The 15083-nt window shown below is 44.9% G+C and carries 14 protein-coding genes; 2 read left to right on the forward strand and 12 right to left on the reverse strand.

From position 1 onward, the window contains the following. The first annotated feature begins 3 nt into the window (after positions 1-3). Together L3V36_RS15115 and L3V36_RS15120 are read left to right on the forward strand one after the other, a co-directional pair. Positions 4-1578: a LysM peptidoglycan-binding domain-containing protein gene (locus tag L3V36_RS15115; RefSeq protein ID WP_065681347.1), complete on the forward strand. Its 1575-nt coding sequence runs from the start codon at positions 4-6 to the stop codon at positions 1576-1578. After that, positions 1575-2261, forward strand: coding sequence for a YIP1 family protein (locus L3V36_RS15120; RefSeq protein ID WP_004734331.1), 687 nt, complete (start codon positions 1575-1577; stop codon positions 2259-2261). The genes L3V36_RS15115 and L3V36_RS15120 overlap by 4 nt, the downstream gene beginning before the upstream one ends. Before the next feature lie 100 nt (positions 2262-2361). Here L3V36_RS15120 and L3V36_RS15125 read toward each other — a convergent pair whose 3' ends face one another. The 12 genes from L3V36_RS15125 to L3V36_RS15180 all read right to left on the reverse strand — a co-directional run bounded on the left by L3V36_RS15125 (position 2362) and on the right by L3V36_RS15180 (position 15077). Further along, positions 2362-3204 (reverse strand): endonuclease/exonuclease/phosphatase family protein, encoded by an 843-nt coding sequence (locus L3V36_RS15125; RefSeq protein ID WP_102447204.1) that lies wholly within the window; start codon positions 3202-3204, stop codon positions 2362-2364. Between the two features lie 61 nt (positions 3205-3265). After that, a complete protein-coding gene (glnB, locus tag L3V36_RS15130; RefSeq protein ID WP_004738609.1) occupies positions 3266-3604 on the reverse strand; it encodes a nitrogen regulatory protein P-II in 339 nt (112 codons plus the stop codon). A 130-nt stretch (positions 3605-3734) separates the two neighbouring features. Then, on the reverse strand, positions 3735-4046 hold the full coding sequence (locus L3V36_RS15135; protein ID WP_029222103.1) for a cytochrome c: 312 nt from the start codon (positions 4044-4046) through the stop codon (positions 3735-3737). Positions 4047-4104: 58 nt separating this feature from the next. Continuing rightward, a complete protein-coding gene (tilS, locus tag L3V36_RS15140) occupies positions 4105-5439 on the reverse strand; it encodes a tRNA lysidine(34) synthetase TilS (RefSeq protein WP_102447205.1) in 1335 nt (444 codons plus the stop codon). Positions 5440-5563: 124 nt separating this feature from the next. Beyond that, complete coding sequence (gene accA / locus L3V36_RS15145) at positions 5564-6523, reverse strand: acetyl-CoA carboxylase carboxyl transferase subunit alpha (RefSeq protein WP_004734336.1); 960 nt, start codon at positions 6521-6523, stop codon at positions 5564-5566. 45 nt (positions 6524-6568) lie between these two features. Beyond that, positions 6569-10048: a DNA polymerase III subunit alpha gene (gene dnaE / locus L3V36_RS15150; RefSeq protein ID WP_102447206.1), complete on the reverse strand. Its 3480-nt coding sequence runs from the start codon at positions 10046-10048 to the stop codon at positions 6569-6571. A 176-nt stretch (positions 10049-10224) separates the two neighbouring features. Then, complete coding sequence (gene rnhB / locus L3V36_RS15155; protein WP_102447207.1) at positions 10225-10845, reverse strand: ribonuclease HII; 621 nt, start codon at positions 10843-10845, stop codon at positions 10225-10227. Positions 10846-10878: 33 nt separating this feature from the next. Further along, on the reverse strand, positions 10879-12075 hold the full coding sequence (gene lpxB, locus L3V36_RS15160; protein WP_102447208.1) for a lipid-A-disaccharide synthase: 1197 nt from the start codon (positions 12073-12075) through the stop codon (positions 10879-10881). 129 nt (positions 12076-12204) lie between these two features. Beyond that, complete coding sequence (gene lpxA / locus L3V36_RS15165) at positions 12205-12993, reverse strand: acyl-ACP--UDP-N-acetylglucosamine O-acyltransferase (protein WP_102447209.1); 789 nt, start codon at positions 12991-12993, stop codon at positions 12205-12207. A gap of 1 nt (position 12994) precedes the next feature. Then, positions 12995-13447 (reverse strand): 3-hydroxyacyl-ACP dehydratase FabZ, encoded by a 453-nt coding sequence (gene fabZ / locus L3V36_RS15170; RefSeq protein ID WP_004734341.1) that lies wholly within the window; start codon positions 13445-13447, stop codon positions 12995-12997. Positions 13448-13540: 93 nt separating this feature from the next. Next, on the reverse strand, positions 13541-14572 hold the full coding sequence (gene lpxD / locus L3V36_RS15175; protein ID WP_076645951.1) for a UDP-3-O-(3-hydroxymyristoyl)glucosamine N-acyltransferase: 1032 nt from the start codon (positions 14570-14572) through the stop codon (positions 13541-13543). A 4-nt stretch (positions 14573-14576) separates the two neighbouring features. Further along, entirely contained in the window at positions 14577-15077 is a 501-nt protein-coding gene (locus L3V36_RS15180) for an OmpH family outer membrane protein (RefSeq protein WP_004734343.1), read from the reverse strand. Positions 15078-15083 lie beyond the last annotated feature (6 nt).

Here is a 15083-nt window from a genome sequence, read left to right on the forward strand (position 1 = left end):
AACATGCGAGTTAAGTACAGCTGGGCTTTGGTATTACTACTTTCTGGTTGCCAATTAACTCAGTCAGAGAATCCAGACCAAGCTTCCGAGCAAACCAACACATCTCCTACTAAAGAAGTTTCTCAAGCGAACGCTTCATCAGAAGCAACAGCCAAAGAAGATCAAAAAGTTGAAGCACCTGTCGTTACTCCACAAACACAAGAAGATGTTTGGAAACGTATTGCGATGCAACTTGAAATGGAAGTACCCGACCAAAAGAAGGTTGATTACTACCGAACTTGGTATTTAAAGCACCCTAGTCATCTAAAAACCGTCTCACAACGTGCTGAACCTTTCCTTTATCTGATCACAACTAAGATTGAAGAAAAAGGCTTACCACTAGAATTGGCACTATTACCCGTTGTAGAAAGTTCTTTCGATGCGTTTGCCTACTCTCATGGCAGCGCAGCAGGTCTATGGCAATTCATTTCTGGCACAGGCAAAGACTACGGGCTTGAACAGAACTTCTGGTACGACGGTCGTCGTGATGTGGCTGCCTCTACTGACGCCGCATTGGATTTCCTCTCAGACCTTAACCGACGTTTCGATGGCGATTGGAACCATGCCATTGCTGCCTATAATAGTGGTGGCGGTCGTGTAAACAGTGCTATCCGCAAGAACAAGAAGCTGGGTAAGCCAATCGACTTCTTCTCTTTGGACTTACCAAGAGAGACCAGCAGCTACGTACCTAAACTGCTTGCTCTAGCTGATGTGATTGCCAACCAAGAAAAGTATGGCATCGATATCCCTGCGATTCCAAATAAGCCAGTACTGGCCCTGGTTAACCCAAACGAACAGCTTGATTTAGCGATTGCTGCAAGCTACGCAGGTATTCCAGTCAAAGAGCTGCAAGGCTACAACCCCGCTTATAACCAATGGGCGACGGCACCTGAAAAGCATCAGCAATTATTGCTTCCTCTAGGCTCTGTTGAAAAGTTCAACAAAGAAGTGGCGGCCAATAAAGGCAAAGGCATGAAGTTGGTGCGTTACAAGGTTCAGTCTGGTGACAGCATTAGCGTACTAGCAAGTAAATATAACACCACCAGCAAAGTGATCCGCTCTGCAAACGGTTTAAGCAACAACAATATTCGTATTGGACAGCACTTACTTATCCCAACATCCACCAAAGACGACAAGACATACGCACTAAGCGCTTCAAATCGCCTAGCAAGCACACAGTCGAAGAGTCGAGGTCAATATAAGCTTAGTCATACCGTAAAAAGTGGTGACAGCCTATGGACGATTGCACGCGCAAATAAGGTATCTCATCAATCACTGGCTAAGTGGAATGGTATGGGGCCACGCGACACGCTTCGAATTGGTCAAGAACTGGTCATTTGGAAGAATAGTTCCGACGGTGCCATCATTCGAACTGTCTTTTATAACGTAAGATCAGGTGACACAGTCAGCGGTATTGCATCAAAGTTCAAAGTAAAAAGCGCAGATGTTGTAAAATGGAACGCTTTGCAGAACAAGAAATACCTACAGCCAGGACAAAAACTGAAGCTGTATGTTGATGTAACTAAGGTAAGTGTATGAACCCGTCAAGTAACCCACTCGTCATGCTGTTGGATATATTCCGTTCACCAACAGCTTGTTTCTTAGCGCTTTATCAGCGAAGTGCTTGGGGATGGCAACCCTACGTCGTATTAATGCTCAGCCCATTTTTATTCTGGGGTGCTTATTTTTCGAATGTAGATTTTGCATGGTTAAGTGCAGAATTGTCACAACAACTGGCTCAAACGAACCCTGACCAATTGGCGTTACTTGACAGTAATACCCTACTCGCGAGTGAAATCATCAGCGATGTGTTTGGCCGAACATTAACCATCATTCTGTTGGCATTCTGGTTTAATCTAGCAACCAAACCAAGCCAGCATCAACATAGCTTTTGGCGATGGTTTGCAGCGGCATCGGTTGTGATATTCCCGGCTGTTTTAGGTGACGTAGCAAGCTACGCAAGCCTGATACTCAAGCATGGACAAGTGATGAGCTACGCTGCTGACTTGAACAGCTTAAACGGCTTAATCAAGTTACCACTGACCAATGATTGGTCGCAGTTTGCCAGCTCTTTACCACTGTTATTACCATGGTATATCGTGTTGGGTTATGCAGCCGTATTAACGTGGACTGAGTTTGAACGTGGGCAAGCGCTTGTGATTTCAGGCTTACCATGGGTTGGCTACTACCTAATCTGGGCGCTCTACATTTTAATCTTTTAGGTTGAAGAGGTAAGGCTAGCGAAAACTCTCTAGCCTATTTGCTCCGTTAGATTACCCAACGTAACCACCGTGCGAATAGTTAAGCTCCAATAGCTAATAACTATTTAGCCTTAAAGGTCACTCGCATAGGGTTATGATCAGAAGCGTCCGTAATGGGCGCTTTTGCATTTTCTACCTCTAGCCCTCGATAGAACACATGGTCGAGCACCAATCCTGTCATAAACTGAGTTCGGTTATCCGGTTCAAAGGCAACCTCCGTCAAACCGACCTGTTCCAACGCGCCTTTCAATACCGCAAAGCGAGCCTCACTCCAGCTATTAAAATCCCCAGCAAAAATAACAGGCCCACGATACTGTTGCAGATTGTCAGTTAAGCTCTTGAGCTGAGCCTCGTAATCTTCCGTACCAAAGGTAAAGTTCACAGCATGGATATTAATAACCGCCAGTTGTTCGCCGTTACTAAGTTGGTAACGAGACCAAAGCGCCGATTTAGGCAATTGAAGCCAAGGTTCTTCATGAGTATACGCACAAGCTTCGATCGGTAAATGCGTCGCTAAGTTAAGTACGCCAGCACTTTTTTCAAAGGCTTCAAACGCATTCACACGAGTGCTTCCCCACTGGCCGCTCGTTACCCATTGGCGAAGCTCTACTGTCATACTCGCTTCTTGCAGCAAGACTAAATCGCTACCTGCCGACAGCTTATTTAACTCACTCTGCCAATTATTTCGGTTTTGCTTGTAGATATTCCACACCGTAATGTCTAAACCATCAGACACATCAATCGCTTTCGGTGCAGAGTTTTGGTAACAACTGTAGATGTCGTTACTGGTACTTTGAGAGGAAGTGATCAGGTTGGGTTTATTCGGGATCACGAAGATAAAATGAAAACTAACGACAGCAAGCGTTATCAATAGCGTGATAACAATGATGGTTTTCTTAAACATAAAGCACCCTACCAGAAATGAAAAAGGAGCGATAAACGCTCCTTTTAGGGTAATAGTTTTTTTATACGGCGTCTTCGTCTTCTTCGCCAGTACGAATACGTACCACACGTTCAACGTCTGTAATGAAGATCTTACCGTCGCCGATTTTACCGGTTTGAGCCGTTTCGATAATGGTATCAACACACTGGTCAGCCACTTCGTCGGTCACAACGATTTCCAATTTCACTTTAGGTAAAAAGTCGACCATGTACTCTGCGCCGCGATATAGCTCAGTATGACCTTTCTGGCGTCCAAAGCCTTTAACTTCAGATACTGTCATACCCGTAATACCCACTTCTGCAAGTGCTTCACGTACATCATCAAGTTTGAATGGCTTGATAATGGCTTCAATCTTTTTCATGTTCATCCCTTAAACTGTGCGAATAGCTCATTATCGGTTAGCTATAGTAAACATTCAATGAAAAAAGCCAGAGCTTTAAAGCTCTGGCTCGAAATTTATCATCTTGTTTAATCAGCGCTTTGAGAAGGTTTTACTTAAGGCTTGCGTAGTAAGCGGCTAGATTCGCGATATCTTCATCACTCAGCATAGAAGCTTGAGCCTGCATCACAGCGGCCAAGCCACCATTACGCTGTTTTGTTTTGTAAGCGTTGATCGATGAAACGATGTACTGCTCGTTTTGTCCTTTCAGGTTTGGGTAACCTGGGATCATAGCGATACCATCGGCGCCATGACAAGCCGCACAGATTGCTGCTTTAGCTTGGCCCGCAGCAACATCACCCGCCAGAGCGTTACCACTCAATAGTCCAAGTCCGAGAACTAATCCTAGTGTAATTTTCTTCATTGCATATTCCATTAATTATTTTTATTAAAGTGACGGTGAATTGTGACACAAACTTTTTCTACTTGCTCCAAAGCGCTTCACAATCTTGACCTTCGTAGTTTTTATCTACGAATAAGCCTAAAACAGCGATCACTCGATCGCCATCCATTAATATCGGCGTTCTGCGTCTTAACCAACTGGGTACTTGGTATTCCTGAAACAGCTTCTTGAGCTTTCTACTATGCCCGCGCCCAACAGGGTGAGCCGAGAGTCCTTCAGGGTTAAAGATCACTCTTAGTGTTGCGCTTGTATCCGACAAACTAAAGCTTTGCACATCACGGTTGTTAGATTCGCCATCACTCAGTGCTGAATTTAAGCGTAACTCCCCTAAGCCATCGGGTAGCGTCAAACTCTCACCCATTGAAAGATGGCTTTGCCAGTCGGATAAGTCTTTAGTCTCTCTCACCAAATAGAGCTGATGATTAAAGCGTCGAACTTCGGCATCATTCAACACCAGCTTAGGGTTGGCGTCCGTCTGAGCGCATGCGACTTCATCCCAAATAAGCTTGAGCTGCTTTTTACTCGGCATCGGTTGATTGCAATGACTCAACCACATTCTTAGCAGGCGTGCTCGTAACAAGTCTGAGTGTTGAGATAACGCCTCAACGCTTAAGTTTTGGCTATCCCCTAAAGCTTGCTGAAAGTGTGATTCAAGCAACTCATCCAACAGTAACTCTTGCTCTGCACATAATTGAGCACTGCGACTGACCGCATCTCGAAAATTGGGCCATCGCTCAGTCAGCGTTGGCGTTACTTGATGGCGAATAAAGTTACGGTCAAAACGCAGATCCTGATTACTCTCATCTTCCACCCAAGTTAAACCCATGTCGTGCGCCGACGCTTCAATGTCTGATCGAGTCACTGAAAGTAGCGGTCGAACGATAAACGCTTCGCCAAACGACATCACTTTCGCCATTGAAGAAAGTCCTTTCGGACCACTGCCACGCTTCAATGCTAACAAGAATGTCTCAAGTTGGTCGTCGATGTGTTGACCTGTAATGAGAATATCACCAAAAATCAGGTGCTTCTGAAACGCATTATAACGAGCATCTCGAGCCAGCTTTTCTACGCTCTCACCACTGTCGATATCCAGCGAGACTCGCTCTACAGCTAACGAAACTGACAAAGCATCACACCATGTTTGGCACTGCTCAGCCCAGTGATCAGCATTGTTGCTTAAACCGTGGTGAACGTGCACCGCGCAGCACTCAATGCCATGCGTTTGCGCGTACTGCGCTGCTAACTCTAACAAAACTCGAGAATCAACACCGCCACTGAAAGCCACGATCAACCGATGAGGCTTGAGTGCGCTTTGATTAAGTACAGATGTGAAGGTTTCGATTATGTGAGTCATGAGTGAGTGAACCATGAGAATAGGTTTGAAGGGAGAATGTTCTAATAATAAAAAAGGGTTGGCACTGAGTCCAACCCTTTCATCATCTTGTTACTTGAAGCTGCCTCATTTCAAGGCACGCTTATCAGCAGTAACCGTAGCTCATTAGGCGTTGGTAACGACGCTCAAGTAGTGCTTCGTTATCAAACTGCTCTAGCTCTTCTAGCTGTTTAACTAGCATGTCTTTCATGTTCTGAGCCGTTTGTACTGGGTCGCGGTGCGCGCCACCTAGAGGCTCAGGAATGATTTCGTCGATAAGCTCAAGATCTTTCAGACGAGGAGCAACTAGGCCCATCGCTTCAGCAGCTTGTGGTGCTTTATCTGAATCACGCCACAAGATTGAAGCACAACCTTCTGGAGAGATTACTGAGTACGTAGAGTACTGAAGCATGTTCACGTAGTCACCAACACCAATCGCTAGTGCACCACCTGAACCGCCTTCACCAACAACGTTACAGATAACTGGCACAGATAGGCCAGCCATAACTTTAAGGTTCTTTGCGATAGCTTCAGATTGACCACGCTCTTCTGCACCAACACCTGGGTATGCACCCGCTGTGTCGATGAAAGTAATGATTGGCATGTTGAAACGTTCAGCTGTTTCCATTAGGCGAAGTGCCTTACGGTAACCTTCTGGCTTTGGCATACCAAAGTTACGAATCACTTTTTCTTTAGTCTCACGACCTTTCTGGTGACCAATAACCATAACAGGACGACCATTTAGACGAGCCATACCACCCACAATTGCTTTGTCGTCAGCGAAAGCGCGATCGCCCGCCATCTCTTCAAATTCTGTGAAGGCATGCTCCAGGTAATCTTTGGTGTAAGGACGTTGAGGGTGACGAGCAAGTTGAGCTACCTGCCATGCACCTAAGTCACTAAAGATTTTCTGTTTAAGCTCTAAGCTTTTTTTCTCTAGTTGTTCGATTTCTTTGTCTAGATCTACCGCTGTGTCACCACCGTGACGCGAAACGTCGCGTAGCGCTTCGATTTTTGCTTCAAGTTCAGCGATAGGCTTTTCAAATTCTAGAAAGTTCAGGCTCATCTATGAATCCTTGTTGATTCAGCTCCGCATTCATGGAGCTAAATTTTAGTTAAATTCGAGTTCTACTTGGCTATTTCCAAGCAGCTGTTTTAATTCGTCTAGTAATGTATCACTTGGCGTCACACGCCATTCTGTGCCCAATGTTAACCGCGCTCTAGCGTCGGCACGCTGGTAGTATACATTGACTGGGACCGTTCCGGCTCTATAAGGTTCTAAGATTTGACTAAAGCGTTCAAAAAATTGACCATTAATTTGGGATTGGTCGATAGATATCGACACCCCACGAGCATATTTCTCACGGGCGCTTCCTAAGTCCATGACCTCGCGCGCGGACATTTTAAGCCCACCATTGAAATCATCAAAGCTGACCTGTCCAGAAACGACCACAATTTTGTCTTTTTCGAGCAATTCAGCGTAGCGATCGAGCGCATCAGAGAACAACATCACTTCCATTCGTCCTGATCGGTCGTCAAGAGTCATCAAACCAATTCGAGTTCCACGCTTCGTGGTCATTACCCTAGCTGCGATCACCAAACCTGCAATCGTCAAAGACTGATCACGACGAGTTGGCGTAGTGTCTTTCAAACGACAGCTAGTGTATTTGGCTAACTCTTTAATGTAAGCATTAACCGGGTGACCTGTTAAATACAAGCCCAGCGTTTCACGTTCACCTTCAAGCCAAACTTTTTCAGGCCATTTAGGTACTTGGGTATACTTGTGTTCAACTTCTTCTGGAGCATCGGTTAACACACCGAACATATCCGATTGACCAAACGACTCGGCATGGTGATGTTGACTCGCCGCCTTCACCGCATCTTTCAATGATGCCATCATCGCAGCTCGGTGAGGACCTAATCTATCTAACGCGCCGGATAGAATCAACTTTTCAATAACACGTTTGTTGACCTTCTTCAGATCAAGACGTGCACAGAAGTCGAATAAATCTTTAAAGTAACCGCCTTTATTTCGCGCTTCAATGATGGCTTCAATAGGGCCTTCACCCACCCCCTTAATCGCACCAATACCATAAACAATCGCGCCGTCTTCATCGACATTAAAGCGGTATAGACCCGAGTTGATATCGGGTGGAAGTAGCTTGAGCTTCATTCGGAAACACTCATCGACAAGGCCAATAACCTTTTCGGTGTTATCCATATCTGCGGTCATTACCGCTGCCATAAACTCCGCTGGGTAATGGGTTTTCAGCCACAGCGTTTGATAAGAAACCAGTGCGTATGCAGCCGAGTGAGATTTGTTAAAGCCGTAGCCCGCAAACTTCTCTACCAAGTCAAAGATCTTCATGGACAGTTCGCCATCAACACCATTGGCTTCAGCACCTTCTTTAAAGGTACCGCGCTGTTTTGCCATCTCTTCAGGCTTTTTCTTACCCATCGCACGACGCAACATATCGGCTCCACCAAGCGTATAACCCGCAAGGATCTGAGCGATTTGCATTACCTGTTCTTGATACAGGATGATGCCGTAAGTCGGTTCTAGTGTTTCTTTTAACGATTCGTGTTGCCACGTTTCATCAGGATAAGATACAGCTTCTCGGCCGTGTTTACGGTCGATAAAGTTATCTACCATGCCTGATTGCAGAGGGCCCGGACGGAACAAAGCTACCAATGCGATGATATCTTCAAAAGAGTCGGGTTGTAGACGCTTGATCAGATCTTTCATACCGCGTGATTCCAGTTGGAATACCGCCGTCGTTTCAGAATTTTGTAATAGGTTAAATGACGCTTGGTCATCTAGAGGAATCGATTCAATACGAACCGGCTCTTTACCCTCTTTCTTCAAGCGTGGGTTTACGAGGCCTAACGCCCAATCGATGATGGTCAGGGTACGTAGACCCAAGAAGTCGAATTTAACCAAACCGGCGGTTTCAACGTCATTCTTATCGAATTGCGTTACCGGGAAGTTGCCTTCCGCATCGGCATAAATAGGTGCAAAGTCGGTAATCGTGGTGGGTGAGATAACAACACCACCCGCGTGCTTACCGGCATTTCGCGTACAACCCTCAAGAATACGACACTTATCAATCAGTTCGCGTACTTCTTCATCACCGTCGTAGAGTTCTGGCAATGCTGGCTCAGCAAGGAAGGCCTTCTCTAGCGTCATGCCCGGATCAGGTGGAACTAGCTTAGAAATACGGTCAACGAAACCAAACGGGTGGCCCAAGACTCGGCCAACGTCACGAATTACCGCTTTTGCCGCCATAGTACCAAAGGTGATGATCTGAGAAACGGCATCACGACCGTACATCTCGGCTACGTGATCAATAACTTGGTCGCGTTTATCCATGCAGAAGTCGATATCGAAATCGGGCATAGATACACGTTCTGGGTTCAAGAAACGTTCGAACAGCAAGTCATATTCAAGTGGATCAAGATCGGTGATATCCAATGCGTAAGCCACCAAAGAACCGGCACCAGAACCACGACCCGGACCTACTGGTACGTCGTTATCTTTTGACCACTGGATGAACTCCATTACGATCAAGAAGTAACCCGGGAACCCCATATTGTTGACAACTTCAAGTTCAATCTTAAGTCGCTCATCGTATTCAGGTCTGCGTTCAGCTCGAATTTTCTCATCAGGGAATAGAAACGCTAAACGACGCTCAAGGCCTTCTTCTGATTTTTTAATCAAGAAGTCTTCAATCGCCAAACCTTCCGTTGGGAAGTTAGGTAAGAAGTATTCGCCCAGTCGAACTGTTACGTTACAACGCTTAGCAATTTCGACACTGTTTTCCAGTGCTTCAGGGATGTCTGAGAACAACTCACACATCTCTTCTTCACTACGCAAGTATTGTTGTGAGCTGTAGTTTTTCGGTCGACGTGGATCAACCATTGTAAAACCGTCGTGAATAGCCACACGAATTTCATGGGCATCAAACAAGTCTTCAGAAATGAAAACCACTTCGTTGGTCGCGACAACAGGCAGGTCTTCTTGTTCAGCAAGCTCTAGCGCAAAGTGCAGATAAGACTCTTCATCCGGGCGCCCAGTACGAATGAGCTCCAGATAAAAACGGTCTGCGAAATGTGTTTTGTAAAACTCAACGCTGCTTGCAACCAACTCTCGATTGCCTTTCAGCAACGCCTTACCAATCTCACCCTCTTTTGCTCCCGATAGAAGAATCAGGCCTTCGGCATGTTCAATCAGCCACTCTTTATCAATAACAGGCTGATGTTGTACATGACCACGAAGGTAAGCTTTTGAAATCAATAATGTTAGGTTGTTGTAACCTTTATTATTCGTTGCAATAACAGTGAGTTTGGTCAATTCATCGCCAAAATCCTGAGACTGCATCAAGAAGTCAGCACCAATAATTGGCTTAACCCCACACCCATGGGCAGTACCGTAAAATTTCACCAAGCCACATAGGTTAGTAAAGTCGGTCAATGCTAGAGCGGGCATACCCATTTCAGCGACTTTCTTAACTAATGGTGGCACCTTAGATAGGCCATCCACCATCGAAAAATCACTGTGTACGCGTAGGTGAACAAATTTTGGATCTGACATTATTTTTCCTGAGTTCTAGGTTTAGGCCTAGGATTACAACTGTGTGTATTCTATTTTTTTCTACCGCAAATAAGCAACTTTATTCGATGCCTTGCTCCGGTCAACATGAGTCTAAGCAATATAAAGCTCTAACCAATACTAAGCCCTAATCAATATACAGCCTTAGTCGACGAGCTTTAATCGAGACCTAAAATGCGCTTTACTGGCTTAAAGCTTTTGCGGTAATGCTCGGTTACACCGTGTTTTTCAATCGCTTCGAAATGCGCTTTGGTCGGATAACCTTTATGTTTAGCAAAACCAAACTCTGGATGAAGTTTATCAAGTTCTTCCATCTCTTGGTCACGAACAACTTTAGCGATGATAGATGCCGCACTGATTTCAGCAACTCGCAAGTCCCCTTTTACAATAGCAAGACCATCCATCGGCAGTTCAGGAACGCGGTTTCCATCGATTAGTGCCATATCAGGTTGAACGCTTAGCCCTGCGATCGCTCGCTGCATAGCAATCATGGTCGCTTGCAGAATATTCCACTCATCAATTTCTTGCGGGGAACAACGGCCAACAGACCAAGCCAAGGCTTTCTCTTTGATTTCAGGAAACAGAGCCAGACGCTTCTTCTCAGACAGTTTCTTTGAGTCGTTCAAATCTTCGATTGGATTATTAGGATCGAGGATAACCGCAGCAGTAACAACATCGCCAACTAACGGCCCGCGCCCTACTTCATCAACACCAGCAAATAATTGGTAGCCTTGAGGATACTCAAAAGGAGGAAGCTCTTTTTTCTCTTTTACTGCCATAATTCTTCTCTTAATGTTCTGTAAACGAGCACTTTATGACTCAACACATGGTCGATCTATCAATTTCAATACCGCGTTAGCCGCTTGTTTATCCGCGTCTTTACGAATCCAATGATGCATCTCGGTAAAGCGTTCGATTAATGCGCTGTTATCAGCGGATAGCATCTTATCGACAGACGGAAACAAGAAGTCTGGGTGACACTCATCAAGAATATGCTCTTTCACAATCTCTTCGCCAGCCAAAATGTTCGGCAACGATACGAACTCAGTAATCGATAATTTCTTAACAATATAACCCGTCAGTTTATTTACTTTGTAGCCAACGACCATTGGGCGTTTCAGCAACATGCATTCGAGAGCAACAGTACCCGAAGCTAACAGAACAGAATCAGCAGCGGTAATCACGTTGGTGGCGGTATCTTCTACCAATGTAAATTCAAGTTCAGGTGCCGTCGATTGCCAAATTTCAGTGAACTGCTTTTTACGTTGCTCATTAACGAGCGCAACAACAAAGTTGACATCAGGGTATTTTTGCTTAATACGCTGGCAAGTCTCAATAAAGGGTTGAGCAATCAAACTCATCTCACCACCGCGACTACCCGGTAATACGGCTAACCAAGGCTTATCTTGATCTAAACCTAAAAGCTCGCGAGCTTCTTTTTTATTCGGTTCTAGTGGAATGGTGTCTGCCAATGTATGGCCAACAAATTCACAAGCAACATTATATTTATCGTAGAATGCCTTTTCGAACGGCAAGAAAGCCAGCACCAAGTCGGTTGCTTTATCGATTTTAAAGATACGCTTTGGACGCCATGCCCATACTGAAGGGCTGACATAATGAACGGTCTTAATACCCGCGTTCTTAAGATCCAATTCAAGTCTTAGGTTGAAATCTGGCGCATCGATACCAACGAAGACATCTGGCGGGTTTTGAGTGAAATACTTAACCAGTTCCGCTTTCACTTTTAACAAACGAGGTAAACGACCAAGCACTTCTACAAGCCCCATCACGGCAAGCTCTTCCATTTCGAAAAGAGACTCACAACCAAGCGCTTTCATTTTTGGTCCGCCAATACCCACGAATTCAGCATTCGGATATTGTGATTTGACCGCTTTAATAAAACCCTCGCCAAGCGTGTCACCCGAGAGTTCTCCGACGACGATACCTACGCGTAGAGGTTCATTCGAAACAAAGTCCGAGCTATTGGTTGCTGCTTCTTGCTGTGCCATAGTTTTCCAATCCCCTTGTTGCCTAAAACAAAAAAGACCGCCCAATGAGTAGCGATCTTTTTGTTATACCAATCTGATTAAGTCATTATTGTCGTACTTGCGCTGATTGGTAAACAATCATATCAAGTATTAACGAATAATACCGCGCTCAGAGTTCTCTAGCATTTCTAGCATAGGAGTAACCGAAGTAAACTCTTTCGCCATTTCAACTAAAGCCGCTTTCGCTTCTTCAAGTGTTTTACCTGAACGGTATAACTCTTTGTACGCTTTCTGTAGTGCACGAATTTCTGGTTTCTCAAATCCGTTACGCTTCAAGCCCACTAGGTTAAGGCCAAATGGAGCCGCATGGTTACCCTGTGCAAGCACGTACGGCAGTACATCTTGAACAACAGCAGAACAGCCGCCAATGTAGGCGTAAGCACCTATTGAACAAAACGGGTGAATCGCAGATAGCGCCATTACACCAGCGTAGTCACCCACGGTTACGTGACCGCCAAGAATAGCGTTGTTACCAATGTGAGTGTGGTTACCAACAATAACATCGTGTGCTACGTGAGCATTAACACAAAGTAAGTTGTCATCACCGATCACTGTGGTTGCTTTGTCTTGAGTTGTACCACGGTGGATTTGAACCGCCTCACGAATCACGTTGCGATCACCGATCACAACTGTTGTCTCTTCGCCACCGTACTTCTTATCTTGGTTCTCTTCACCGATAACAGCGTGTGGGAAGATGCGGTTTTCTTTACCAATGCTTGTGTGACCTTTGATCACCACATGCGACATCACTTCAGTGTCGTCACCAATTGTCACGTTACCAGCAATGTAAGTGAAAGGCCCAACCGTCACGTTAGCACCGATAGTTACATCACCTTCGATTACTGCTGCCGGGTGAATTTTCGCTGTTTCATGAATCATATTAAAACTCTCTACGAGCACATTTAAGTTCAGCTGAACATACAACTACGCCGTCAACTTTAGCAACGCCGTTAAACGATGCAATACCACGACGCTCTTTTAAGAATTCAACTTCGATAATCAGTTGGTCACCTGGCACTACTGGCTTGCGGAATTTAGCTTTATCTACACTTGCAAAGTAGTAAAGCTCGTTACCAGAAGGGGCACCAAATGATTTAAATGCTAGAAGACCTGTTGCTTGCGCCATTGCTTCTAAGATCAACACGCCTGGGAATACAGGAAGTTGAGGGAAGTGGCCTGTGAACTGAGGTTCGTTAACAGAGACATTCTTAATCGCAGTCAGTGTTTTTTCTTTTTCAAAGCTAGTCACACGATCAACCATTAAGAATGGGTAGCGATGAGGTAATAGTTCCTGAATTTCAGTAATGTTCATCGTTGTCTGTTCAGTAGTCAAAGTCGTATTCCTATGTATATTCTTTATTTAATTAGAAGGATTATAAACGAAAAAGACTCGCTGTACGCGAGCCTTTTATTAGAAATGCTGGAATTATGATTCCGCGCTCTTCTCGATAAGTTTTTCAACGGTTTTCAAACGCTTGTTCATTTCATCAATACGATGTACACGCGTTGCTGTTTTACGCCAATCTTTGTTTGGCTGTAAAGGAATACCCGAAGAGTACATGCCTTTCTCAGTGATACTGCGCATTACCATCCCCATACCGGTGATTGTAACGCCGCCAACGATTTCAATATGACCATTAATCACACAACCGCCACCAATAATACAGTACTTACCTATCGTCGTGCTGCCTGCGATAATAGTACCACCTGCAATAGCAGAACCATATCCGATGTGAACATTGTGAGCAATTTGAAGCTGGTTATCTAAGATAACGTTATCTTCAATGATTGTGTCATCTAATGCGCCACGGTCGATGGTTGTACACGCGCCAATTTCTACACGGTTACCAATGCGAACTGAACCGACTTGTGGAATCTTAACCCACTCACCTTTCTCGTTCGCATAACCAAAGCCATCAGAGCCAATGACAGTGCTTGATTGAATCAAACACGCGTCACCAATCACGACTTCATGGTAAACACTTACATTAGCCCATAGCTTAGTGCCTGTGCCAATATTTGCATTTTTACCAATAAAACAACCCGCTCCGATGATCACATCATCACCAAGTACCACACCAGACTCAATCACAGCGTTCGCACCGATAGACACATTTTGTCCAATGGTTGCATCGCTTGAAATTGAAGCAGAATCAGCGATAGCCGCTGCGGGTGCAGGAGTAGTATCAAGCGCTTGAGCAACTTTAGCAAAAGCAACGTAAGGGTCGCTGACCACAATCACGTTGGTCTTACACAGTTCGCGCTCACTCTCTTTAACCATAATAGCGGATGCTTTACAGTCACCAAGGTGCTTGCTGTACTTCACGTTCGAAAGGAACGTAATGTTTCCTTCTTGCGCTTTATCCATAGGAGCAACTGCTGAAACGGTAACCATACCGTCTCCGTGTAGCTCTCCCCCGGTAATCGTTGCCAATTCGGCTAAAGTCAGGTTCTTCATAAACTTATTTCAGTGATTTAATTACTTGCTCAGAGATGTTGTATTCCGGCTTGCCGTACTGCAGAGCTTGAATATCAACAATCATGTCGTAGCCTTCTTTCTCTGCAACTTTAGTTACAGCATCTTGAATCACTTTGAATAGCTTCTGCTTCTCTTGTGCTTCACGACGTTGGCTTGCTTTTTCTAGTGCTTGAGCTTTGATTTTGTACTTACTGTCTAGTTGACCGACTTCGATACGAAGCTTCTCAACTTCGTCAGGACCTAGTAGTTCACCATCACGCTTAAGCTTTTCAATCTTAGTTTTTGCTTCTGCTTGAATGCTCTGCAGCTCAGCAGCTTTATCTTTGAACTCTTCCTGCATTTTTTGAAGAACAACTTCGCGCTGAGGTAGAGCCTGGAATACTTGTGCAGTGTTTACATAACCCACTTTTTGCGCAGCTTCAGCAGCTGTTGCAAAGAAAGAAGAGCTAAGAACTACAAGGCCTAAACCTGCTGCTTTAATCATATTTTT

It is taken from the genome of Vibrio sp. G-C-1 (assembly GCF_021728015.1).
Taxonomy (GTDB): Bacteria; Pseudomonadota; Gammaproteobacteria; order Enterobacterales; family Vibrionaceae; genus Vibrio; species Vibrio splendidus.

Bases quoted from the DNA above. Each gene is read 5' to 3' on its own strand.
- L3V36_RS15115 (WP_065681347.1), top strand. From the start codon at position 4: ATGCGAGTTAAGTACAGCTGGGCTTTGGTATTACTACTTTCTGGTTGC.
- L3V36_RS15120 (WP_004734331.1), top strand. From the start codon at position 1,575: ATGAACCCGTCAAGTAACCCACTCGTCATGCTGTTGGATATATTCCGT.
- L3V36_RS15125 (WP_102447204.1), bottom strand. From the start codon at position 3,204: ATGTTTAAGAAAACCATCATTGTTATCACGCTATTGATAACGCTTGCT.
- glnB (WP_004738609.1), bottom strand. From the start codon at position 3,604: ATGAAAAAGATTGAAGCCATTATCAAGCCATTCAAACTTGATGATGTA.
- L3V36_RS15135 (WP_029222103.1), bottom strand. From the start codon at position 4,046: ATGAAGAAAATTACACTAGGATTAGTTCTCGGACTTGGACTATTGAGT.
- tilS (WP_102447205.1), bottom strand. From the start codon at position 5,439: ATGACTCACATAATCGAAACCTTCACATCTGTACTTAATCAAAGCGCA.
- accA (WP_004734336.1), bottom strand. From the start codon at position 6,523: ATGAGCCTGAACTTTCTAGAATTTGAAAAGCCTATCGCTGAACTTGAA.
- dnaE (WP_102447206.1), bottom strand. From the start codon at position 10,048: ATGTCAGATCCAAAATTTGTTCACCTACGCGTACACAGTGATTTTTCG.
- rnhB (WP_102447207.1), bottom strand. From the start codon at position 10,845: ATGGCAGTAAAAGAGAAAAAAGAGCTTCCTCCTTTTGAGTATCCTCAA.
- lpxB (WP_102447208.1), bottom strand. From the start codon at position 12,075: ATGGCACAGCAAGAAGCAGCAACCAATAGCTCGGACTTTGTTTCGAAT.
- lpxA (WP_102447209.1), bottom strand. From the start codon at position 12,993: ATGATTCATGAAACAGCGAAAATTCACCCGGCAGCAGTAATCGAAGGT.
- lpxD (WP_076645951.1), bottom strand. From the start codon at position 14,572: ATGAAGAACCTGACTTTAGCCGAATTGGCAACGATTACCGGGGGAGAG.
- L3V36_RS15180 (WP_004734343.1), bottom strand. From the start codon at position 15,077: ATGATTAAAGCAGCAGGTTTAGGCCTTGTAGTTCTTAGCTCTTCTTTC.